20 protein-coding genes are annotated in these 24,283 nt (G+C 41.8%); 17 read left to right on the forward strand and 3 right to left on the reverse strand.

What is annotated here, in order from left to right:
- Positions 1–284 precede the first annotated feature (284 nt).
- Positions 285–1,136 (forward strand): MBL fold metallo-hydrolase, encoded by an 852-nt coding sequence (locus BUB66_RS11140; RefSeq protein ID WP_073258521.1) that lies wholly within the window; start codon positions 285–287, stop codon positions 1,134–1,136.
- On the opposite strand, the gene BUB66_RS11145 is transcribed toward BUB66_RS11140, so the two are convergent.
- A complete protein-coding gene (locus BUB66_RS11145; RefSeq protein ID WP_073258523.1) occupies positions 1,114–2,949 on the reverse strand; it encodes an HD domain-containing phosphohydrolase in 1,836 nt (611 codons plus the stop codon). The genes BUB66_RS11140 and BUB66_RS11145 overlap by 23 nt on opposite strands.
- 275 nt (positions 2,950–3,224) lie before the next feature.
- On the opposite strand from BUB66_RS11145, the gene BUB66_RS11150 reads away from it, so the two are divergent.
- Complete coding sequence (locus BUB66_RS11150; RefSeq protein WP_073258525.1) at positions 3,225–4,589, forward strand: YjiH family protein; 1,365 nt, start codon at positions 3,225–3,227, stop codon at positions 4,587–4,589.
- A 61-nt stretch (positions 4,590–4,650) separates the two neighbouring features.
- Here the strand turns inward: BUB66_RS11150 and BUB66_RS11155 are convergent, their stop codons facing one another.
- Positions 4,651–6,054, reverse strand: coding sequence for an MATE family efflux transporter (locus tag BUB66_RS11155; protein ID WP_073258527.1), 1,404 nt, complete (start codon positions 6,052–6,054; stop codon positions 4,651–4,653).
- Between the two features lie 39 nt (positions 6,055–6,093).
- Positions 6,094–6,549: an S-ribosylhomocysteine lyase gene (locus BUB66_RS11160; RefSeq protein ID WP_073258549.1), complete on the reverse strand. Its 456-nt coding sequence runs from the start codon at positions 6,547–6,549 to the stop codon at positions 6,094–6,096.
- A gap of 329 nt (positions 6,550–6,878) precedes the next feature.
- On the opposite strand from BUB66_RS11160, the gene BUB66_RS11165 reads away from it, so the two are divergent.
- From BUB66_RS11165 to cas2, 15 genes are all read left to right on the forward strand, one after another.
- Positions 6,879–7,976, forward strand: a complete 1,098-nt coding sequence (locus tag BUB66_RS11165; protein ID WP_073258551.1) for a DmpA family aminopeptidase — start codon at positions 6,879–6,881, stop codon at positions 7,974–7,976.
- 90 nt (positions 7,977–8,066) lie between these two features.
- Positions 8,067–8,459, forward strand: a complete 393-nt coding sequence (locus tag BUB66_RS11170; protein WP_073258528.1) for a HEPN domain-containing protein — start codon at positions 8,067–8,069, stop codon at positions 8,457–8,459.
- 40 nt (positions 8,460–8,499) lie between these two features.
- A complete protein-coding gene (locus BUB66_RS11175; protein WP_244269849.1) occupies positions 8,500–8,772 on the forward strand; it encodes a nucleotidyltransferase domain-containing protein in 273 nt (90 codons plus the stop codon).
- 20 nt (positions 8,773–8,792) lie between these two features.
- The gene (locus tag BUB66_RS11180; protein ID WP_073258532.1) at positions 8,793–10,178 is read left to right on the forward strand and encodes a Wadjet anti-phage system protein JetA family protein; all 1,386 of its coding nucleotides are present in this window, start codon (positions 8,793–8,795) and stop codon (positions 10,176–10,178) included.
- 2 nt (positions 10,179–10,180) lie between these two features.
- Complete coding sequence (locus BUB66_RS11185) at positions 10,181–10,816, forward strand: DUF4194 domain-containing protein (protein WP_073258535.1); 636 nt, start codon at positions 10,181–10,183, stop codon at positions 10,814–10,816.
- Positions 10,813–14,169 carry an ATP-binding protein gene (locus BUB66_RS11190; RefSeq protein ID WP_073258537.1) on the forward strand — a complete coding sequence of 1,119 codons (3,357 nt, stop codon included), beginning with the start codon at positions 10,813–10,815 and terminating at the stop codon, positions 14,167–14,169. Before BUB66_RS11185 ends, BUB66_RS11190 begins: the two co-directional genes overlap by 4 nt.
- Positions 14,169–15,395, forward strand: a complete 1,227-nt coding sequence (locus BUB66_RS11195; protein ID WP_073258539.1) for a Wadjet anti-phage system protein JetD domain-containing protein — start codon at positions 14,169–14,171, stop codon at positions 15,393–15,395. The genes BUB66_RS11190 and BUB66_RS11195 overlap by 1 nt, the downstream gene beginning before the upstream one ends.
- 117 nt (positions 15,396–15,512) lie before the next feature.
- Positions 15,513–16,265 carry a 4-hydroxy-tetrahydrodipicolinate reductase gene (gene dapB / locus BUB66_RS11200; protein WP_073258541.1) on the forward strand — a complete coding sequence of 251 codons (753 nt, stop codon included), beginning with the start codon at positions 15,513–15,515 and terminating at the stop codon, positions 16,263–16,265.
- A 238-nt stretch (positions 16,266–16,503) separates the two neighbouring features.
- Positions 16,504–18,291 (forward strand): TIGR02556 family CRISPR-associated protein, encoded by a 1,788-nt coding sequence (locus tag BUB66_RS11205; protein WP_198409452.1) that lies wholly within the window; start codon positions 16,504–16,506, stop codon positions 18,289–18,291.
- 27 nt (positions 18,292–18,318) lie between these two features.
- On the forward strand, positions 18,319–19,227 hold the full coding sequence (cas7b, locus tag BUB66_RS11210; RefSeq protein WP_073258543.1) for a type I-B CRISPR-associated protein Cas7/Csh2: 909 nt from the start codon (positions 18,319–18,321) through the stop codon (positions 19,225–19,227).
- Between the two features lie 14 nt (positions 19,228–19,241).
- The gene (gene cas5b / locus BUB66_RS11215) at positions 19,242–19,958 is read left to right on the forward strand and encodes a type I-B CRISPR-associated protein Cas5b (protein WP_073258545.1); all 717 of its coding nucleotides are present in this window, start codon (positions 19,242–19,244) and stop codon (positions 19,956–19,958) included.
- The gene (locus BUB66_RS11220; protein WP_073258546.1) at positions 19,933–22,281 is read left to right on the forward strand and encodes a CRISPR-associated helicase/endonuclease Cas3; all 2,349 of its coding nucleotides are present in this window, start codon (positions 19,933–19,935) and stop codon (positions 22,279–22,281) included. Before cas5b ends, BUB66_RS11220 begins: the two co-directional genes overlap by 26 nt.
- A complete protein-coding gene (gene cas4 / locus BUB66_RS11225) occupies positions 22,281–22,772 on the forward strand; it encodes a CRISPR-associated protein Cas4 (protein ID WP_073258556.1) in 492 nt (163 codons plus the stop codon). The genes BUB66_RS11220 and cas4 overlap by 1 nt, the downstream gene beginning before the upstream one ends.
- Complete coding sequence (cas1b, locus tag BUB66_RS11230; protein ID WP_073258547.1) at positions 22,769–23,761, forward strand: type I-B CRISPR-associated endonuclease Cas1b; 993 nt, start codon at positions 22,769–22,771, stop codon at positions 23,759–23,761. The genes cas4 and cas1b overlap by 4 nt, the downstream gene beginning before the upstream one ends.
- A 36-nt stretch (positions 23,762–23,797) precedes the next feature.
- Positions 23,798–24,061, forward strand: coding sequence for a CRISPR-associated endonuclease Cas2 (gene cas2, locus BUB66_RS11235; protein WP_073258548.1), 264 nt, complete (start codon positions 23,798–23,800; stop codon positions 24,059–24,061).
- Positions 24,062–24,283 lie beyond the last annotated feature (222 nt).

Raw genomic sequence — 24,283 nt, forward strand, 5'->3', positions numbered from 1 at the left:
CGGAAGCATCCTGCGCTGAGGGTGAGACCATTCACAACATGCCGTTTAAAGTGACGCCGGAAGATGTTTACAATGCCATATTGGGTGCCGATGCCCTTGGAAGGGCGATGAAAGGGGCTGTAAAGTAAGTTGAGATACAGGCCGCGCAAAGGCGCGGCTTTTTTTTATGGCTATGAAAAGCAAAAAGAAATTTGTAACGGGCGGGAGGATTTTCTAAATAATATGGAGAATCCATTTACAACCAAAATATTTATTGTGGAGATTTCTAAATAGGGGGTTTGCCGATGGAGATCAAAGCAACGGTTCTGTGTGAAAATTACGTCATGTTCAACGAAGGGGCTGTCGCCGAACACGGCTGGGCGGTTTTTTTGGAGACTAAAGCCGGCAATTACCTCTTTGATACGGGGCAAGGCAAGGCATTGATAAACAACGCCATGGTGCTTAAAAAAGACCTTTCTTCGCTAAAGGGGATAATCCTGAGCCACCACCACTACGACCACACCGGAGGGCTTCTTGAAGTGCTTTTGGTTTCCGGGCCAGTCGATGTATACTCTCATCCGGACCTTTTCAAGGAAAGCTATTCCCTGAGGCGGGAGGGAAAACCCCTTCACATAGGCGTTCCGTTTCGGAGGGAAGTGCTTGAAAATGCCGGGGCAAATTTTTGCTTCAACCGGGATTGGAGGGAGATAGCACCTGGAATATACCTTACGGGAGAAGTTCCGCGCAGGACTAAGTTCGAAAAAGGGGACGACAAGCTGGCAGTCATGACAAAAGAGGGGCTTGTTAAAGATAACATGCTTGATGACCAGTCTCTTGTTATAGAAAGCGGGGATGGAATTTATATAATCCTCGGCTGTGCCCATTCCGGCGTTATAAATACGATTATGTATGCTATCGAGAGGACGGGGAAGGAGCGCATTAAGGCCTTGATAGGAGGAACTCATCTCGGTGCGGTTGGAGAGGAACAGAGAAAGATGAGCATAAAAACCCTTCGGGATTTTAATATAGAGCGTATAGGTGTGGCGCACTGTACAGGTCTCAAGGCATCCTTTGAACTTATGCGGGAATTCGGCGAAAGGTTTTTCTTTTGCAACGTAGGGAGCGTGCTTGAGATTAGTTGTCTTCATGTTGCATGATTTCCAAAAAAAGCTCGACCACCTTAGGGTCGAACTGGCTTCCCGAGTTGTTCCTTATCTCTAGCAATGCCGTATCCTTTGTCATAGGACTTCGGTAAGGCCTTTCGCTCGTCATGGCATCATAAGCGTCTGCTACCGCTAAAATCCGACAAAGAAGCGGGATCTCTTTGCCTTTGAGCCCCATCGGGTAGCCCTTTCCGTCCCATCGTTCGTGGTGATGCAGTATATACTTTGCAATTGAAACAAGATCCGAAGTATTCTGAGCAATGCGAAAACCGATTTCCGGATGCCTTTTCATGACCTCCCACTCTTCTTGAGAAAGCGGGCCGGGTTTTAAGAGGATGTGTTCCGGAATGCCTACCTTCCCTATGTCATGGAGCATGGCAAAAAGCGAAAGCTCGTCCAGCTCTGCGGCAGAAAGGCCCAATTTCACTCCTATTGCCAAGCAAAGGTCTTTTATGCGAAGTGCGTGCTCCTCGGTTTCCATGCTCTTTGCGCTAAGCGTGGAAAGGAGAGCTTTTATGACTGCATGACGAAAGCTTCTGCCTTCTGCCATTTTGTTTTTATACATCATTTCTTCAGCTTCTTGGATTAATTTCCTGAGATTTTCGTTTGATTTTTTCTTGACAGCATATCCGAGTGCAAGGTTCAGTTGGAATTTTTGATCGTTATCTGGGGAATTTGCATTTTTGCACCGCAGCCTTATCTTGTTGACAAATTTTCTGCAAAACTGTTCATCGGCATTAGGCAGGACTACCAGGAATTCGTCGCCGCCCCACCTTGCAGCTATGCCTCCGGGGCGGAGCCCTTTTTTAAGCACAAAAGACGCCTTTTTTAAAATAAAATCCCCTTCTAAATGGCCGAATACGTCATTGGCAAGCTTCAAGCCGTTGACATCTGCCATGATTATAGAAACGGGAACGATGTTTTCTTTCTCCAACTGGCTTATTTTTTCCTCGACGTATCTCCTGTTGTAAAGTCCTGTAAGAAAATCGCGGTAGCTCAAATCCAGCATCTTCTGCTGCATTGCCCTTTCCTTCGTGATGTCGCGAAATATGACCACTACTCCGTAAATGTCCCCCTTTTCATTGACAATAGGGGATGCGCTGTCGGCTATGGAAATTTTACGACCATTTTTAGTAAGCAGGGCCGTATGGTTGGCAAGGCCGACTATTTTGCCCTTTTTTAGGACTTTGGAAACGGGGTCCATGACCTTTTTTCCAGATTTCTCGCTAAAAAGTTGAAACACCTCATTAAATGGTTTTCCCATTACCTCTTCAGCTTTCCAGCCTGTAATTTCTTCTGCGGCTCGGTTTACCGATGTTATCTTTCCGCAATTGTCTGTTGTGACCACTCCGTCGCCTATAGAAAGCAGGGTTATTTTTAAAAGCTCTTTTTCCTTCAAAAGTTCTTTCAAGTGACTTTCTCGCTCCCTTTCGGCTTTTTTCTGCATGGTAATATCCTTCCGAGCCCCTACCAAATATCTTACCTTTCCGTTTACAAAAACCGGAGTTATGCGAACTTGCCACGTCCTTACTCCTGCTGGAAAGGGCAATGTTTCTTCGTATTCTACCGGTTCTCCAGCTTCAAGGGCCTTTCTGTAGCCCGATGCCACTATTTTCCCTAATTCCTCTCCGAGAACTTCCTCCGGTCTTTTCCCCTGTATGTCATTGATGGAATAACCGGCAAGTCTTTGATGTGCAGCGTTATTTGCCAAGTACCGAAATGTTCCGTTATCATCTACTTCGACGATAAACATGGCGTCCTGGGTGGCGTTAAAAATTACGTCGAAACTTAAAACTCTCGGGTCCACTTAACCCCTCCCAAATTAAGCAATATTATAAAAGTTGAAAAATCACTTAATTTTATTATACGACAAAAGTGGACATAATTCAACCTACGGGATGAAGATGTGAGAAAGTAAAAAATGTACTGAAAATAATACAATATAATAAACGGTCATATAATATTATGTACTGTGTTAAGTTCTTTTGCGAAGGAATTGATTAAAAATATATTCAAAATTCAAGATGGCACGGGATTTGCTCTATATTTTACGCTAAAAAAACTTTTGAAGGGGGTATTCGAATGAGTCTAAATTTGAACGCCGAATTAAACAAGAAGAGCATCTATAGCACGGCAAACATTGCAAAATTTGTCATCTACAGCCTGCTGGGCATCTTTCTCTTCTTCGTGCCAGTTAAAATAGGCAACTCGTCGTCGATAATGGTGGACCACATAATTGCTTTCATAAACAGGACGGTGCCGTTTTTCGGGCCGATCTTTACGGTGTGCATTGCTATAGTGGGAGGGTTGTACCCTTGGTACAAAGGGACTTATAAGAAGGATATTGCCGCATTTATTTTATCCGTATTTGGACTTATAGGCATACCCATGGCTTTCCTCGGGGCCCTGAGCTTTATGAAGATCGCAACTATAGGACCTCAATGGCTGATGCGGCCAGATATGCTGCCCTTTGTCTTTGAAAAGGTCGTAATGGCGGTTACCATGATAGTCCCGATAGGTTCGGTATTTCTTACTTTCATTATTTCCTACGGGCTTTTGGAATTTGCTGGCGTTCTGATGAGGCCTATTATGAGGCCTGTCTTCAGGACTCCTGGCCGTTCTGCCATTGACGCGGTGGCCTCTTTCGTGGGGAGCTTTTCTGTAGCCATTTATCTTACTAACAGGCTTTATCTTGAGGGCAAATATACGAGGCGAGAGGCAATAACAATAATGTCGGGATTTTCGACAGTTTCCGCGACGTTCATGATTATAATCGCAAGGACCCTGAAAATTATGGACTTATGGAATGTTTATTTTTGGTCGGCCTTAGCGATTACTTTTATAGTAACAGCTTTGACAGTAAGGCTGTGGCCGCTTTCTAAAATCGAGGACACTTACGTTGACGGGAAGGGTAAACCTGAAATGGTAAAGGAGGGGAGCATTTTCTCTCAGGCCATTGAGGAGGGCCTAACTGCTGCTGCTACCTCAAAGCCCCTTTTTGCGAACCTTTACGATAGCTTCAAAAGCGGGATAAAAATGGTATTGATTCTTACGCCCTGCATGGCATCGGTTGCGACCTTCGCATTTGTACTTATTAAACTTACTTCCTTTTTCGACATTTTCGGATACCTGTTCTTGCCCTTTACTTATGCTTTAAGTCTAATCGGCCTTCCAGAGCCGGCAATTTTGGCCAAAGCTTGCGCGACGAGCCTGGCCGATGTCTTTGCGCCACCGCTTTATCTTGCGTCACTCAACGATGTTCCCCTAATAGTAAAATTTGTCACAAGTGTTGTTGCTGTAAGCAGCATCATATTTTTTGGCGGCTCAATACCGTGCCTGCTTTCCACCGATGTGAACTTCAAGCTTTGGCAGATGATAGTGATATGGTTCGAAAGGGCGGTCTTGGCCCTTATATTGACAGGGGTATTGGCTGTCATTCTGTTTTAAACAAAAACTAATTTAATTCGCCAAAAAATAAGTTGGCCCCGGTACACCCGGGGCTAAATTTTTAAGCCTGTTCTTGGCTAAAACCTCCGAATAGAGCTTTTTCCTTCCAAGCACCCTTTTTATAGAAATAGATGTTAATAAGAGCACCGAAAACCCATGCAAGGACCAGAGAAAAGAAAATTGACTCGGGCCTTCCGTTTGGATAGGACGGGCTTCGCGTTATATAGGCGAGGCCGTAAGCTAGGGGAACCCTTAGAAAGAAGGTGGTGATGAGCGAAATCCACATAGGAGTCACCGTGTCTCCCGCGCCGCGCATTACGCCGGACAAGACTTGTGTTACTGCCATTGCAATGTATCCAACAGCGAGAATTCTCAAAAACCGCATACCTAAGTTTACAAGGTCGGCTGTTTGTGTAAATATGACCATAAGATGCTTTCCAAAAAGTAGTAATATAATGGTGATGACTGTGGAAACACCTACAGCAATCACAAGTCCCTGGCGGGTCCCTTCTTCTACCCTATCCAGTTTCCTTGCTCCTACGTTTTGCCCTGCATAAGTTGTCATTGTTATTCCAAACGTAAAATTAGGCATCATTGCAAACCCGTCTACTCGCATTACCATCATATTAGCAGCGATGACTAATTCTCCAAAGCTGTTGGTAAGGGATTGAACTGTGACCATAGCAAGAGATAGTATAGCCTGCGTCAATCCCGACGGAATTCCAAGCTTTATAATTTGCATGACGTATTCTTTTGAAGGCTTTAACATTTCAAAGTTCATATCAAAAACATCATTCATCCTTTTCAGTTTTATCAAGCAAAGGACTGCGGATATGAGTTGGGATATGACTGTAGCAAGGGCAACGCCTGCAACGCCAAGTTTAAAGCTGACCACAAACCAGATGTCTAGCACTACGTTTAAGGCTGTTGAAAAGAGGAGGAAGGCCAATGCAGAAAGTGAATCTCCAAGTCCACGGAGTATGCCAGAAAGCATGTTAAAATATGAAGAACCCCAGTTTCCAACAAGCAATATCAATAAATAGGTAGTACTCCAGTCCAGTATAGTTTTCGGAGTATTTATCAATACCAGCAAGGGCTTAATTATAAAAGGCGATATTGCCATAATAATTGCTGATGCAATAGCCGTGAGAGTTATACATACTCCTATTGTTCTGGAAAGCTTTTCTCTGTCTTTTGCTCCGAAATATTGGGATACCATTATTCCAGCACCCATGGCAATAGCAACAAAGAGCACGAGCAAAAAGAAAAGTATGGGAATAGCGCTTCCAACGGCAGCAAGTGCGTAATCACCTACATATCTTCCTACTATGATGGCGTCGACAGTGCTATAAAGCTGCTGGGCCACATTTCCGATGAGCATAGGGATTGAAAACTCAACTATTCTCTTCCAAGGCTTCCCCACCGTCATGTCTTTCGGCGCGAAAAGTTCCGCTATCTTCGCCATATTTTGTTTCATCTCCTTTTTTAAAACGTGATGACAAAATTAGACATTTTCAAGTAAGGACAAACCCTCATTTAAAACCTTTTCAACCGCTTCCTTTGCATCTGCCAGCGAGTGGTCCTTATAGTTTCCGCACTGGACTTCGTTGGCGGCGGGGATTTCCTCGGCTTTTAAGATTTTTTCAAAGGCGCTTTCCAAAGCTTTTTTAATTTCGGACAGGGGAGTTATTCCGAACTTCGTGAGGTAAAAGCCTGTCCTGCATCCCATAGGAGAAATGTCGATTATTCCATCTAATTCTTCGCGAATGAACAATGCAAGAAGGTGTTCGAGCGTATGCATTCCTCCGCTGGATATAGCTCCTTTGTTGGGGGTTATGAACCTGAGGTCGTACTTGGCAACTATGTCACCTTTTGGCCCCTCTTCTACAGCGGCAAGCCTTATGTAGGGTGCCTTGACCTTTGTGTGGTCTAGTTCAAAACTTTCAACTTTCACGTCAATCCCTCCCACTTATTTATCATTATACCATCAGTTTTTCTTTTTGTATATACATGTTATTTTTATTAGTTATTAATATTGTTGGCGACTACTTTTAAAAGTAACAACAGTTGAAGACAACAGTACAAAAAGATAAAATTTTAACTAGATATTTTTATTGATGCTATTGAATATACAAAAAGTTAAAAAAACAAACGATACCAGATAATTCCAATTTAGGACACGGATGGAAGAAAGGAAAGAACCGAGTGAGTGCTTAAATACCGCCTGCTGGGAATGAGCACTCTATGAAAGGGCGGACTATAAATAGCCCAGTCTGTATAAGGAGAAAAATGCGAAAGAGGATGAGAGAATACGGCCTTTCCTTAGGGCTGTTTCCGACAGGCCCTTTAAATGCCATAACCGATGTGGAAGGGGTAAAGGTAGGGCACGTGACTTTGATTGCCGGAGAAGGGAAGCTCGTTCCGGGCAAAGGCCCCGTGCGGACGGGAGTAACCGCTATAATACCGCATGATGAAAATATATTCAAGGAAAAATTGATTGCCTCGTGCTTTGTGGGAAACGGCTTCGGCAAGTCCGCCGGGCTGATACAGATAAAGGAGCTGGGGACGCTAGAGACGCCGATAGTCCTCACTAATACGCTTTCCGTCGGAATCGCCTCCGATGCTCTGGTGGAGTACATGCTTTCCATAAACGATGACATCGGAGTTACGACCGGGACTGTAAACCCGGCGGTATTAGAGTGTAACGACGGTTACTTAAATGACATAAGGGGAAGGCATGTGAAAAGAGAGCATGTCATCGAGGCCATAATGAGTGCAAAAAGGGAGTTCGAAACGGGAAGCGTAGGGGCCGGGACTGGCATGATATGTCACGGGTTTAAAGGCGGCATCGGCACGGCTTCGAGGCAAATCGAAATAGGGGGAAAGGTCTACACAGTAGGGGCTTTGCTCCTCACCAATTACGGCAGGATGGAGGACCTTATTTTCAACGGCAAAAACGTGGGAAGGATGCTGAAAGAAAGGCTGGAAAGGGGTATAAAAGGTAAGAAAGACACCATAGAGGAGGACAAAGGCTCGTGCATAATAGTCATCGCCACCGATGTGCCGCTGGATGCGAGGGGCCTTGAGAGGGTAGCAAAGAGGGGAATTTTGGGCCTTGCGAGGACCGGCTCTTTCATGGGAAACGGAAGCGGCGACATTGCGCTTGCGTTTTCGACTGCGAACAGAGTTTGCCATTACGGCGAGCCTTTCATCAGAATCGAGACCCTGTCCTCCCATTCCGATGAAATAAACAAGGTGTTTCAGGCAGCGGTGGAAGCGGTGGAGGAGGCAGTATGGGACTCTATGTTCACGGCGGAAAAAATAGTAGGGAGAGACTTCCACGAAGTCCCCGTCTTGCCTGTGGAAATTTTTTTTGAGGTGCAGTGAAATTACGCACTTCTGCTTGAAACCAGGTTTACAGAATATAAAAAAATTTGATATCATGTAATCGAACTTATGATTGTAGGAGGAAGATAAATGCCAAACAGAGCTTTTGATTGGTTAAAACAAGCGATAAAGGATTTGGATCATGCAAAATTGTCCATGGAAAGCAATGATCATGAATGGGCTTGTTTTGCAGCGCATCAGGCTGGCGAAAAGGCAGTAAAAGCGCTTCACCTTTACCTTGGACAGGAAGCATGGGGACACGTTATATCAAGGCTTTTAAGGGAACTTCCCGAAAGTGTTGGTATAAGCCAGGAACTCATTGAAAAGGCGAAAGTGCTCGATAACTTTTATATACCTGCAAGATATCCGGATAGTCACCCTGATGGAGCACCATTTGAGCACTATGGACCATTACAGAGTAAGGAGGCTGTAAAATATGCCTGTGAGATCGTCGAATTCATCCGTTCTAAAATGGCCGGATAAGGAAGCTGTTGTTTCGTCCCTTTTAAAATGGATCGAAGAGGTGAAACAAAATAGGGATGATATATTGAAAATAGGGTATTTCGGGTCCTATGCCCGCGGAGACTGGGGGGTAGGAAGCGACCTTGATGTGATATTCGTGCTCAAAAGGTCCGATGTTTCGTTTTTTAAGCGTTCTCTTAACTGGGATACGGACAAAATCCCGGTCCCTGTGGATTTGCTGGTTTATACCGAGGAAGAGTACGAGGAAATGAAAAAGACAAATTCGAGGTTTTATAAAGAACTTGAGAAAGAAGCTGTGTGGATATATCCTTAAAAAATAAAGAGGGAAAAATAATGGCCTTTTTCGACAAAATTCCGGAAAATCTTTTTTCGGTCTTGGTTTCCAAAAATAAACACGTCTACTTGGACTCCCTTTTTATAATCTTTCAGGCGTACAATGAAGAGATGCTCATAAAAAAGGACGAGCTGGTGGAAAGGCTGAAAAGTTACCTTGAAAATTCGAGCTTTTCGCCCGAGGAGGAAGAAGACGGGGAAAGGCCGGACGACGCAAGCCTTTCGGCCCTCGCCCATTTCATTTTGCGAAAGCTCGAAAAGACCGGCTGGATATATCGGGACTATTCGGAAAATTTTATAGAGGAAATTATATACCTCCACGACTACTCGATAAAAATCCTGAATACGCTGTACGAGCTTCAAATCGACGAGGTTAAGGACTACGGTTCGTACGTGCACTCTGCCTATAACAACCTGAAAAATCAGGACCTGGAAAGAAGCGAGGATGCCATTTTTGCCCTCCGGGAAGCCTACAAGAGGACGAAAGACCTCATAAACGAACTAAAAAGCCTTCTAAACAACCTGAGAAAGTACCACCAGGCCTTGTACGAGAAGGAAGAAATAAGGCAGATATTGAAAGAGCACTTCGACGAGTTCAGGGAACTTATCGACGAGAGGATATACCACCCCCTGAAAACCCTCGATTCCATTCCCCGCTACAAGACCCCTATCATAAATATTTTAAACTCCTGGCTTTACGACAAAGAAATGATGGACCTCTTGGTGAAATCTTCCGTGAGGCGGAGAATTTACAAGGATGAGGAAGAAGCCGTTGAGAAAGTCACAGGGATGATAAATGAGATAGTGAACATCTATTACAATATCGATGTTTTGCTAAAAGAAATTGATAGAAAGCGGGCAGCTTATACCAGGGCTTCGGTGGAGAGGATGCAGTACCTTTTGAACGTCGATATGAGCCTAAAAGGTAAGATAGTGGAGATACTCAAAGCTCTCCCGGAAAATGAGGAAATAGTAAAGACCGTAAGCGAGGCCGTTTTGCTTTTTCCCCAGAGCTACATCGACGAGAATTCTCTCTACACGAAGAAATCCGAGCGGAAACTGCAGGACGTGAAATTCTCCAAAATAAAAGAGGCCGAGGAAGAAGGCGTTTTCGAAAAGGAAATGGAAAGCTTAAAAGAAAGGCTCAAGAGTGCCTTGACGCGAAAGAAGGTCTTTGAGTTTTTCAAAAAGCTTTTAAGGGAAAAAAGAGAAGTTTTGTCCGAAGATATAAACCTCGATGGAGACGAGGAATTTTTGATGCTCATCCTGGGAATTATCATGCATGACGAAAGGGGTTCCTTTTACGATGTGGCCTTTGAAGAAAAAGGAAGCGTATCCGTAAACGGCTATAGGATTCCCCGCATGAAGATAAAAAAGAAGGTGTGAAGATGTGGCATGAGGAATACGAAAAGATGAGCGATTCCCAAAAGGAGGAATTTGCAAGGCTGATAAATTTCCTCCTTTCTCACAATTTTATCCTGAGGGAAAAGTATGACAAAACCTCGATGAACGTTAGGATAAACCCGGACTATAGATTCGTGGAACGCTACTTTGAAGTCTTTTCGGGCTACCTTTCCATGGCCGGCTGGGACGTACAAAAAGACAACCACTACGGCGTGATTTCAATATACAACAGATTCGAGCAAAACCGCGCAAGACTGAAGAAATTCGAGACATTGGTGCTTTTTGCCTTAAGGCTTTTGTACGAGGAGGAAAGGGAAAAACTTTCTCTGAGAAAGGACGTCATAGTGACGAAGGGCGATGTAGTGAGAAAGCTTCTCAACACCGGGGCTATAGACAGGAAACCGGCAGAAAGGGATTTAAACGAAGCTTTGAATCTTTTCAAAAATTACCAGATTATAGAGAAAATAGAAAATCCCCTAGACGACTACGAGAGCAAGATAATCATATACCCTTCGATTTTGCACGTCCTGCCATCCGAAAAGATTAATGTGATCTATAGAATGATAGAGGAAAAAAGTGCGGAAGAAGAAATACCCGAAGGGGAGGAAGAGGAAAGTTGAAGCTTTTGAAAAAGCTGCTCCTCATTAACTGGCACTACATCCTGCACGAACTCATAGAATTCGAGATGATAAATTTCCTGACTGGGAAAAACGGCGCCGGGAAGTCTACGATAGTAGACGCATTGCAGCTTTTAATCCTGGGGGATACGAAGGGCGATTATTTTAACAAGGCTGCCAACGAAAGGTCGAAGAGAAATTTAAAAGGATACTTACGGGGTGATATCGCCGACGATACGGAAGGCGGCATCCTCGTTTTGAGGGAAGGTAATTTTTCCAGCTACATCGTGGGCGAGTTTTACGATACCGCAAAGAAGGGCACCTTTTGCTACGGCGTTGCTTTCGACGTGTATGAAAACGGGGACGAGAACCACAGGTTCTTTTACCTCGAATCGTACTTGCCAGAAAACCACTTCATAGTAGATGGAGTTCCTCTGAATACGAAGGACCTGAGGACTTTTCTGAATGCAAGATACAGGGAAAGATTTAAGATTTTCAACTCAAATAGAGAATACCAGGCCCATTTTTTGGCCAGGATGGGGAGCCTAAACGAAAAATTCTACAGCGTCTTTAAAAAATCCGTTTCCTTTTCTCCCATAGTGGAGATAGAAAAATTCATCACCGAATATGTATGCGACGCACCGCCCAAGATCGACATTTCCGACATGCAGGAAAACCTGAGGTATTACAAAGAGCTGGAGTACCAGGCCCAGCAGGTAAAAAAGATGGTAGGAGATTTAGAAGAAATACAAGCCCTTTATAATGAATATCTTGCGGAGGAAAGAAAGCTAAAGGAGCAGGAATACCTTATAAAAAGAGCCCAGGTGGAAAGCGTGATAAATCAAAGGCGGGCTCTTATCGAAGAAGCGCAAATAAAAAAAGCACTTTTGGAAGAAAAGGAAGGGCAAAAAAATGAATTCGAAAGAAAAGTCCTTGAACTTGAGCGCAGAAAAGATGACTTAATCAGGGAAAAATACAGTATGGAAGATTACAAAAAAAGTGAGTATCTCAAGGCCCAGGAAGAAAGCATGAGGGAACAGATAAAAGAGAAAAAGGTCGCCCTCCAGCAGTTCCTGGGAAATTATACTAAAGTACTCCAAAACTGGGAAATAGTTTTAGAAGAGATTTGCGCTTTTCCCGATAAATTTGACGAGAAGTTTTTGAAAACCACAAAAGAAAAAATAAAAAAGCTTCGCGCTGTTACCGCCGAGGACATTACCGATATCGAAGAAGAGAAACTTCTTTCTTTGAAAAATGCTGCTTTTCAGTGTAAAGACCGCATCGAAAAGCTTTTTTACTCCATGGAGCAGGAAAAAACAAAACTGGAGGAAGATATAAGGAAAATAGAAAGTGAGATAGAGAACCTCAAAAAAGGCATTAAGCCCTACGACAGGAAGCTGCTGGAGCTAAAAAGCGAGATAGAAAAAGCCCTGAAGAGCAAATACAAGAAAGAAATAAAAGTGGAAATCCTGGCGGACCTTCTGGAAGTGCGGGATAAAAAGTGGCAAAACGCAATTGAGGCCTACCTTCACACCCAGAAATTTTACCTCGTCCCGGAGCCGGAATACTTCGTGGACGCCTTAAAAATCTACGATAGGTTGAAATTCGAAAAGGGCTTTTACGACATAGGCTTGGTGGACACCGGGAAACTCGAAAAACAAAACATAAAAGTATGGGAAAACAGCCTGGCTTCAGAAGTGATGACGGATAATAGATACGCCCGGCTTTTCGTGGATTTTCTGCTGGGAAGGGTGGCAAAGTGCGAAAAAGTTGAGGAATTGAGAAATTACCCCACGGCAATAACGCCGGACTGTATGCTTTATCAAAATTACGTGGCAAGGCAGCTAAACCCGGAGAGGTGGAGGTTTCCCTACATTGGCAAAAAGTCCCTGGAAGATATGCTCAAAGCAAAGACGGCAGAGGTGAAGGAAAAGAGGATTTTGCTCGATGAGCTGATGGATGGCTACGAAAGGCTTGCCCGGATTAAGAATGTGGAACCCATCACGGAAAGCTTCATGGAAAATCTAAAGAATGCTAAAAAAGAAAAGGAAAAGCTGGATATATTATTTAAAAAGCTGGAGGAAATAGAAAGGCAAAAATCCCTGCTGGACCTTACAAAATTGATGGAAATCGACGATAGGATAGCAAAAGCTGAAAAAGAGCTGGAAGGAGCTAAAAATGAGATAAAAAGGCTGCAAGGGGTCATATCGGAGATAACTTCCGAAATAAGGCTTTTGGAGCATCAGAAGGAGCAAAAAGAGAAGGAACTTAAAAGCCAGCTTCTGGCTTTAGAAGAGAGATTTGATCTGGATTTCATAAAAGATACGGGGGAGCCCAGGTTCCTCAAGGAGCTTCAGGCAAGAAAAGACCCGGAAAACATAATAAAGGCATTTCAAAGCCAGTTGGCAAGGACGCAGAGTCAAAAGGAGAAAAAGTGGAATTTGCTTTTGAACAAGCGCTCGGATTACAACCGGGAATACAAGATGCCATTTAACGTATCCTCTGGAGATAATTCCGAATACCGAAAGGAACTTGAAAGACTTTTAAGAACCGAGCTTCCAGCTTATGAAGAGAAAATAAGGGATGCGAAGGAAAAGGCGAGGATCCAGTTCCAGGAAGACTTCATAAGCAAGATAAAGGAAAACATCGATAAGGTAAAAGAGCAGATCGAAGAGCTTAATTCGGCCTTGAAGCAGTTCTCGTTCGGGAAAGACAGGTACAGGTTCGAAGTAAGGCCCAACCCGGCTTACAGAAAATTTTACGACATGATAATGGACAGCCTCCTTCTCGAGGGTTATTCCATATTTTCCATAGAATTTCAAAAACGGCACGGAGAAGCTTTGGAGGAGCTTTTCAACCAGATAGTCTATGTAGGCGAGTCCACCCTTTCGGCGGATGAAAGAGAAAAGCTCGAGAAAAACATCGAAACGTACACCGACTACCGGACCTACCTTACTTTCGATCTCATAGTTACCGACGACCAGGGGAGGGAATCGAGGCTTTCGAGGATGCTTCTTAAAAAATCCGGGGGAGAAACTCAAACGCCCTTTTATATATCAATCCTTGCTTCTTTCGGCAGGATTTACCGGCTCGGACATAAGTACGGGGAAAACAATACTCTGAGGCTCATAATCTTCGACGAAGCCTTCAGCAAGATGGACCACCAGCGGGTGCAGGAAAGCATAAAGCTTCTAAGGAGCTTCGGCTTCCAGGCAATTATCTCGGCCCCAACTGAAAAGATTCAGGATATAGCGACTTTGGTGGACAGGAACCTGTGCGTGATAAAGGGCAAGGACAGCACCATAGTTCGGGCCTTCGACCCGAGGGAAGTGATGGAAGAAGGGGAAGGCAGTTGATGGATTTAAAAAAGGCGATTGTATCAAGGCTTCTTGACAAATACGAAAAAAGCAAGAGATTTTCTGGAGATGCCAAAATCGAAAAAAGGATAACTTTGAACTTTTCCAAGGGCGAATTTCCCTTCTATGACATAGAAAATGTAGAATCCAAGGAAAACGTCCATTTTGCCTTAAAGGAGCTGGAAAAAGAAGGCATTATCAAGATAAAGTGGGTAAAATTTGAAGAAGGAAATATCGTAGAAAAGGTGTTTTTAAACCTGGAAAATTTGGAAAAAGCTTATTGTGCTGCAAAGAGAGAGCCCAAAGATGCGATTTTAAAAAGGATGGCAGAAAAGCTTTCCGGTTTCAAAAAAGAAATAAAAAGCAATTGGCTTTTAGAATTTGCAGACTTTGAAATAGAAAGGATAAGAGAGAAAAAGAGCTACCCCGCATACCTCCCGAAGGAAGAAGAATTATTTGACCTTACGCTGAAGGCCTTGAAGGGGATTGAACAAAAAGGCGACGAAGAGGTTTTAGAAAGGATCTTCAGCAAGAGGTACCTGAAGGACAGCAAGAAATTCGAGAGGGTAAAAGGCAAGGTCTTTGCAGTGATGAAAGATTTTCTTTTCAAAGAAGATATCGAAGAGGACGAAGCCTTTGAGAGGATTGGAATCCTGAAGACCATAGAGGAGATACTTTTTTGCGGGGCATTGAAGGCTGCGGTGGCGGGGAGCGTTCTGGATTTTTCTGTTTTCGCCTACGGCACTTCCTTAAACAGCCTTTCTGTGAGAGAGATGGAAATTTTAGACATCTCGTGCAGCAGGATAATTACCGTCGAAAACAAGGCCAATTACTATGAACTGATAAAGGATGCAAAATCAAAAGGAGATTTCATAGTCTACCTCGGAGGCTTTTACAGCCCATCGAAGAGGTTTTTTCTGGAAAAGCTTTACTCTTTTATTAAGGCGGAAAATAAAAATGTAGAGTTTTATCACTGGGGAGACATAGACTTAGGAGGATTCAAGATTTTTGTGAAATTGAAAGAAATAATAAGAGAGCTAAAACCTCTTTACATGGACGTAGAGACGCTAGAAAAATACAAAGCCTTCGGCGAGCCTTTCAGCCAGGACTATGAAGAAAGGCTGAGGGAGCTCCTTGGAAATCCGGAGTACAGCGAGTTTTACGGCGTCATACAGGAAATGCTGAAACTTGGGATAAGGCTGGAACAGGAGGCTATTTTAGCGTGAAATGTTTTTTAACCAAAGTAATGGAGGATTTTTTTGTTTATTCGTAGAACTAATTATCAAAATTACAAAAACTTATTGTTAATAAAAGATATCGAGATAGATAGGGGGAATTTGTCTATGCTACGTGCTGTTGTAATAGGTCCGAGGGGAAAGATGGGAAGGCTTATAGTAAAATCCCTTTACGAGAGGGAAAATGCTCAGATAATAGGAGCGGTTGCGCCGAAAGGAGCGGATTATGTTGGGAAAGATGTAGGGCTCTTATGCGGATTGGGTAAAGAGATAAATGTGAGGGTGACAGATGACATAGAAAGTGTTATTAAAAAATGCAATTGTATAATTGATTTTACGTTTCCAGCAGTTTCCTTGGAGATACTAAAACACGCTTTATCGCAAAAGAAAGCTTTGGTCTGTGGAACGACGGGCTTTAAAGAAGAAGAAAAAGAGGAGTTTATAAAAGCATCACAGGAGATACCTATAGTTTTTGCGGGGAATACTTCCTTTTTGATAAATCATTTATATAAATTGTTGGAGTATCTTGCCCGTAATGTAGGAGACTATGCTGAAATTGATATAGTAGAGATGCATGACCGCTTCAAAAAGGATGCACCGAGTGGGACTTCGCTTGAAATGCGGGAAGTATTGAAAAAAGTACTTCCTAATAAAAATGTAAATATTCATTCTATTAGAGGAGGAGATGTGCCTAGCACCCATAAAATAATTTTTAATTTATTAGGAGAAAGGTTAGAAATTACCCATCATGCTACTAATTTCCAGTGTTTTGCGGAAGGGGCGGTTAGGGCGGCAGAATATTTACTGTCAAAGAAAAATGGTTTTTATACGATGAAGGAAGTTTTCGGTATAGCTATGTGAAAGTTGAGTTATAAAAACTCGCCGCTTACAATGCGGCATTTTTTTATTTTAAAAGAAAGGAATTTTGCACTTATTTGTAGAAGTATTATAAAAAATTTAAGAGGTAAATATTACCATGAGGTAGGCTACTGGGGTGCTTAAATACCGCCTGCTGGGAATGAGCACTCTTTGAAAAGGCGGAATCCAAATAGCCCAGCCGTCTAAACTGTGATTTTTGTCACAGTTTGGATGAATATGAATGATTCAAATGCTGTCGGCGGTGAAGGAAATAGGCAGATTGGTAATAGAGAGCGAAGGGAGACAGCTTTTAGAGGTACTCGTCGAGGATCCTAACTCAAATGGAAATTATAAGAAAGTTATAGCGATAGTCTTTGAAAAATTAAATGAAGAAATAAAATTTTGCGGAGTCGAACTTGAAGATTATGAAAGTAGCAAGATAATGAAATATCTCTATCGAAGCGGAGCGGCAAATGGAGCCGATCTTACACCTTCAGCAAAGCTTGCGAAGGACCCGGGCGGGACTTTTGACAGGAAGATTTTGGGTTGGTTTTCTATCTTAGATAAAAGAGATATAAAAATTACCGGTGAAGAAAGGGAATTTTTAGCAAGCATTAGAGAACAGCTTGAAAAGAATGCAGAAACCATAAAAAATGAAATTTACAGGATCAGGAATGAGATACCGGGGAAAACTGGAATATTCATTACTCTGAAAATAAAGGAAGGAAACAAGACAAGTTATATAGGGGATTTTGAGGTATTCAAAAAACTACTAATATATCAGGTGAACGAAAAGGACAAAAGATGTGCTGCTTCGAATAAAGTCTGTTCGATATGCGGTGAAAAAAAGCCCGTTGTGATAGGGAATCTGAACACTTACGCCTTTTATACCCTCGACAAACCGGGATATATAACCGGCGGTTTTAGAGAAGACGAGGCATGGAAAAATTTCCCCGTATGTTTTGACTGCAAGCTTGCTTTGGAAGAGGGCAAGAAGTACGTTGAGCAGTATCTGAGCTTCAGTTTTTGCGGCATAAGGTATTATTTGATACCGAAGTTTATAGTTGGGGTTGAAAATGTTTCGGAGGAAATACTCGATATTTTCAGGAGCTCCTCGAAGTTAATTTCTCTGAGAAGCAGGGTGATCAAAAGCATTACACGAGATGAAGAAGATATTTTGTATTATCTCAAAGATGTGAAGGACGTCATAACGGTGAATTTCCTGTTTTTGCAGAAAATGAATGCGGCAGAGAGGATCCTGCTTTTGATTGAGGATGTATTTCCTTCTCGTATCAGAAAGATATTTGATGCTAAAGAGTGCATTGATGAAATTTTTAAGGACGATTTCACCTTCGCTACAGTTAGAAATTTCTTCTCGAAATCAGATCCGAACAAGAAAAACTACGACCTTGACGGGTATTTTCTGGATATTGTTGACAGGATATTCAAAAATCGGCCGGTGAGCTACCATTTCGTATTGCAGTTTATGATGAAGAAAATAAGGAGCGAATTCGTAAATGATAACAATTTTTACCGGGCTGTGAGAGATGGCCTGATGGTTTTGACTTTTTTGGAAAAATTAAAGCTGATAAAAATGGAGGAGAAAAGTATGGAAGAAAGGTTATTCGACGATTTGTTTAAAAAATACGGTTCTGCGTTTGAAACCCCTGTAAAAAGAGGACTCTTCCTTTTGGGAGCTCTTGCAGAACTATTGCTTAGAAAACAATTTAAAGAAAGGGGAGCTAAGCCTTTTATCAAAAGCCTTAAGAGCTTGAAGATGGACGAGAAAGATTTCAAAGCGCTTTTGCCCAAAATCCAGAATAAGCTCGAAGAGTACGATTCATTTGACAAGGGGAAGAGGATGCTGGCGAAGGAGATATCGCATTATCTTCTTTCTGAAAAGGAAGGTTGGAATATGTCGGTTGATGAAATGAATTTTTACTTTGCTGCCGGCATGAATTTGGTAGATGAGGTCGCAAAGATAATTTATCCGGAGGAAAAGCCGGAAGAAATATCAGTTCAGCAATAAAAATTTGTTAGGGAGGTATATTTAAAAATGGCGTGCATAAAAAACAGGTCGGAAATACTCTTTCTTTATGATGTAACTGATGCTAATCCAAACGGAGATCCTGTCGATGAGAACAAACCGAGGATAGATGAGGAAACAGGGGTAAATATAGTAACCGATGTCCGCTTGAAGAGGACTGTCAGGGATTATCTTTATTATTACAAGAACCTGGATGTATTCGTTTTGGAATTGAGGGACGATAAGGGCAATTTGAAGACGAAAGAAGACAGGCTGGCTGATTTCAAAGACAACGAAGAGATTATTAAAAAGTGCATCGACGTGAGGCTTTTTGGTGCTACTACGGCAGTGAAGGATAAGACGATGACCGTGACGGGCCCCGTCCAGTTCAAATACGGAAGGTCTTTGCACAGAGTAAACGTCATGTACGTAAAAGGCACAACTGTAATGCCCTCAGGTCAGGACAAAAAACAGGGGACCTTTACAGAAAAATACATCCTTCCGTATTCGCTCATAGCTTTTTACGGTATCGTAAATGAAAATGCTGCGGCAAATCAGGGGATTGATTTAACGGAAGAGGATGTTATGTACCTCCTGGAAGGGCTTTGGAACGGGACGAAAAACCTCATGTCAACTTCAAAAGCCGGCCAGATGCCGCGTTTACTGCTTCAAGTAGTATATAAAGAGAAAAATTTCCATATAGGAGAGCTGGATAAGAGGATAAAGTTTGTCAGTGAAAAGAACGATGAAGAGATAAGGGATATAAAAGATGGCGTGCTAGATATAACAGAGCTGGTTGTTGCGCTGAATAGACACAAGGATACTATAGATAGAATTAATTATAAAGTTGATGAACGGCTGGTTCTATCAATGGACGGGAAGGCAATATCCATAAAAGAAGCATTGAGCGGTTTTGATTTGAACGAACTATCATTTTAAGGGGAATTGTTGTCATGAAGGTAATTGTCTTTGACGTTTTCGGGGATTTTGCCCACTTTAAAAAATTTTATACTACGTCATCGCCTCTGACGTTTTCTTTTCCTCCTCCGCCCACAGTCAGAGGGATGCTTGGAGCTATAGCTGGTATCGATAAAAAAGAATATCTTGATTGCTTTTCCCATAAAAAGTGCAGAGTTGCAATTAGAATTCTCGCGCCTGTGAAAAAGATAAGGATGGGCATAAATCACGTAAATACCAAGGGGAATTTTTGGATTCCGGTAAAGAAGGGAACTCACGAGGCTAGAACGCAAATACGCACGGAATTTTTGAAAAATCCTTCTTACAGGTTTTATGTGCACCATGAAGATGCGGATATTTTCAAAAAGCTTGTTGAAAATGTTAAATCTCATAAAACCGTTTATACGCTTTCATTGGGCCTTAGCGAGCTCCTGGCAGATTTCAGGTATGTGGGGATGTTTGATTTTGTCGAGCGTTTCAACGAAGAAGGGGAAATAGTAACGGTAGTACCGGTTGATGCACTGGAGGATTACGGGATTGTTTTCGAAGAAGGGAAACAATATTTTAAAGAGAGGATACCAGTCGAAATGACCTCCGAGCGCGTAGTGGAAAGATACGAAGACGTAATTTTCGAAGTCCAGGGCAAGTCGATCTATGCATGCACCCGTGTTTGCTGGGAGGCTGAAAATGGTGAACGAATCATCTTTTTCTGAATTCTATTCGCATCCGGGGAAGCCTTTGGAAGAACACCTCATAAATGTGGCGAATTTAGCGGAAAAGAATCTCAAGCAATGTCCTTCGGATATTTTTAAAGAAATTGAAAGAGATCTTTTGTTTAAGATTGTTCGGATTTCTGCTCTTTGCCATGATATTGGAAAAGCCACGAGTTATTTTCAAACTTATCTTTTTGCCTCAGAGGAGAAAAGAGCAAAGCTGAAAGCTATGAAAGAAACCAACCATGGTTTGCTCTCGGCTGTCGCTGCTTTTTTTGTAGCGAAAAAAGAATTGGAGAATAGCTTTTTACCTTTTGTTGCTTTTTTGGCGGTAAAGAAACATCATGGCGATTTTGAAGATGTAATCGATGAAGCGACAGTTGAAGAAAAGGATATAGAGGTTTTGCTGAAACAGGTAGACAGCATAGAAGAAGGAAAGTTAGAAATTCTCAGTGCAAGGTTAGAAGAAGCAGGGCTTGGTCAGAAAATAACAGCTAATGTTCTCAGAGGATGGGTACAATCTCTGCCGAATGAACTGGGGGTGGTCAGAAGGAAGTTAAGAAGGCTGGAGCGACAGCAAAGTATTAACCCATACCTTTTGACAAATTTCTTATTTTCATTACTTATTGATGCCGATAAAAGCGAAGTTACAACGGGCAGAATCATAGAGAGAACTGACGGAAAGTTAGGTTATTATCTTGTTGATAAATACAAGAGTGCAATGAATGCCGAAGATAATTATCTGAATAGATTGCGGGAAAAGGCATATCAAGAAGTCATCGAAAAAGACCTGGATTTGGAAAGCAGGCTGATATCTATTAATCTACCGACAGGGCTCGGCAAAACCCTGACATCGCTAGCTTTCGCGCTGAAATTGAGAAAAGAAATATTAAGCGAAAAAGGATATATCCCTCGAATTATATACTGCCTGCCCTTCCTTAGCATTATTGAACAAAATGCGGAGCAGATTGAAAAAGTTCTCAGAGCTAATGGTTTTGAAGTTGATACCAGTTTGCTGTTAAAGCACCATCACCTTTCGGAAGTGTATTACAAAAAAGAAGAAATAGAGTTCGAGCCGGATCATGCGAAAATACTCATCGAAGGCTGGAATTCTGAAATTATCGTTACGACTTTTGTCCAACTGTTTTATGCACTTCTTTCTAACAAGAACAAAGACCTGAGAAAATTCCACCGACTGGCGGGGAGCATAATCATTCTTGATGAAGTTCAATCAATCCCATCTAATTACTGGCTCCTGGTGAGGGAAATTTTGAAAGAACTGACAGAACAACTTAATTGTTACGTTGTATTCGTTACAGCTACAGAACCTCTTATTTTTTCTAGAAGTGAAATGATTCCTTTGGTAGACAGAAATTTCTATTTCGAGAAGATGGAAAGGGTAATTGTAAGGCCTCGGCTGGAAAAAGACATAACGCTTGAAGAATTTGCGGAAAGTCTGGATATAGAGGACGGAAAGAGTTATCTCTTTATACTTAACACGATAAATTCGGCAAAGAACTTTTACAATTTGCTTAAGGAAAGAATCGGGAATGAAGAGATGATCTACCTTTCGGCGCATGTCGTTCCCTATGAAAGGTTATGCAGGATAAAAAAGATGAAGGAAAGGAAGGTAAAATTTGCGGTTACCACGCAGGTAGTGGAAGCCGGTGTGGATATAGACTTTGACGTTGTCTACAGAGACTTAGCGCCTCTTGATTCGATAAATCAAGCTGCCGGAAGGTGCAACAGGAACTGGTCGGGTAAAGGGGAGGTAATCGTAGTTTCGCTAAGGGACGAGAGAAGGCTTTATTCGTCGTACATATACGATCCGGTGCTCTTAGATGTAACGCGAAGAATTTTGGAGAGGTACAGGGTAATAGAAGAGAAGAAATTTCTGAAAATTATAGAAGATTATTACCGGGAAGTTCAGGAGAGGAAGTCCGGTGATAAATCCAGGGAGCTTTTGGAGGCAGTATATAAAATGAAGTATGACAGCACGGATGAAACCGCGGGCATAGCGGATTTTAAATTGATCGAAGAAGACTATCCCAGACTGGATGTCTTTATCGAATTAAATGAAGAGGCTAATGAGATATGGAAAAATTACCTCCGTATAAAAGAAATAAAAAATTTGCTAGAAAGAAGGAGAGAATTCAACAAAATAAAGGCTGATTTTTACAAGTATATCGTCTCAATTCCCCTAAAAATAGATAACCTTCCGCCGGAGGTAGCAGGATTCCGGTATGTCGGCAACAATGTGCTCCGAGAATACTATGACGAAAATACCGGGTTTATATGCGAAGGGGTGGTAGCCTTGTGGTAATGCAAATAAACGGCACTTTAATTCAGAGCTATACAATTTGCAAAAGGCAGATCTGGCTTATGGCACATCAGATAATACCTGATCAAGAACATCCTTACATAGAGATAGGCCGTTTAATAGATGAAGAAAGTTACGGGAGAGACAGGAAGAAAATCAATTTAGAAAATGTAGTTATTGATCTTATCAGGTCCGATGGAGAAGATATAATCGTCGGAGAAGTCAAGAAAAGTTCTAGAGTCGAGGAAAGTGCAAGGCTTCAGTTGGCCTTTTATCTGTATAAGTTGAAGGAAAAAGGGATAAAAGCAAAAGGTTTACTTCTTTTTCCAGACGAGAGGAAAAAGCTAGCGGTTGAACTTACTCCGGAGTTAGAAGAAGAACTTGAAAAGATTTTTAGGGATATAGAGAGGATTGTTTTAAAAGAAAATCCTCCACCCTTTAAAAAAACAGGGTATTGTAAAAACTGCGGGTACAGGGAGTTTTGTATGTCATGAAAAAGCCGATTTATATTTTTTCAAGCGGAGAACTGAAGAGAAAAGATAATACTATTTACTTTGAAAATGAAGAAGGACAAAAATTCATTCCAGTAGAAAATACGAGCGCGATATATGTCTTCGGTGAAGTCAATGTTAACAAGCGCTTTCTAGAATTTTTAACGCAGTCGGGAATTATCCTGCATTTCTTCAATCGATATGATTATTATGTTGGCACCTTCTATCCTCGAGAACATTTGAATTCCGGTTACTTGATATTGAAACAGGCTCAGCACTACCTTGATCCGGAGAAAAGGCTGAAGATAGCAAGAGAATTCGTCGTTGGGGCCTCGAAAAACATCCAGCAGGTAATCAGGTATTACATGAACCGTGGAAAGCAGCTTTCGGAAGTAGATGATGCTATTAAAAAACTTGATGAGAAAATAGAAAAGTGTTTGAATATAGAAGAACTCATGGCTGTTGAAGGCAATATCAGGGACAGCTATTACAGAGCTTTTGACGTAATTTTAGGGAAACAAGAATTTAGCTTTGACCACAGGAGCAGGAGGCCGCCGGAGAATTATCTAAATACGTTGATAAGTTTCGGAAATTCTCTTTTGTACACAGTAGTACTAAGTGAGATATATAAAACTCATCTAGATCCGCGCATAGGATTTCTGCATGCGACTAATTTCAGAAGGTTTACATTAAATCTAGATGTTTCGGAAGTATTTAAGCCCATAATCGTTGACAGGGTAATATTTACCCTGGTAGGGAAGAATATGATAACAAAGGAACATTTCGAAAAAAGCATGCATGGGATTGTACTAAAAGAAAAGGGTATGAAAATCTTTGTAGAAGAGTTTGAAAATAAATTGTCAACAACATTTAACCACAGTAGATTGGGTAAAAATGTCTCTTACCGCCGACTTATAAGGTTGGAACTATATAAACTGGAAAAACACTTAATTGATGAGGAAGAGTATAAGGCATTTGTTGCTAGATGGTAACTAATTTTGCAAAAAATACGTATATAGGAGTGGATTATGTTTCTGATTTTGGTATATGATGTTGGAGAAAAAAGAGTGGGAAAAGTATTGAAAATTTGCAGGAAGTATCTTAATTGGGTGCAGAATTCCGTCCTTGAAGGTGAAATAACTGAAGCAGCTTTGAGGAGATTAAAACTTGAGCTTAAAAGGGCTATAGATGAAAAAGAGGATTCGGTAATTTTCTATATCTTGCGAACGACAAAATACTCCGAAAGAGAAATTTTAGGTGTAAAAAAAGGTGGAGATGAAGTGATTATTTAAGATGTCGTCGACCTCTAATAATGCAAAAACCCCCGGGGATCGACGACAGAGCAAAAATGCTAATATTGATAGAATTTATGCGGGGGAGAAGGATTTTATGTGTTTTTGTCGAATTATTTATTGAAAATTAACACAATCTACTTTCTCTTTAAATCTTTTATTTTTTAACCATTTTACGGGTTTTTAGCCTACCTATGAGGGATTGAAACAAGTATTATTCCT

The organism is Caldanaerovirga acetigignens (assembly GCF_900142995.1).
Lineage (GTDB): Bacteria > Bacillota > Thermosediminibacteria > Thermosediminibacterales > Thermosediminibacteraceae > Fervidicola > Fervidicola acetigignens.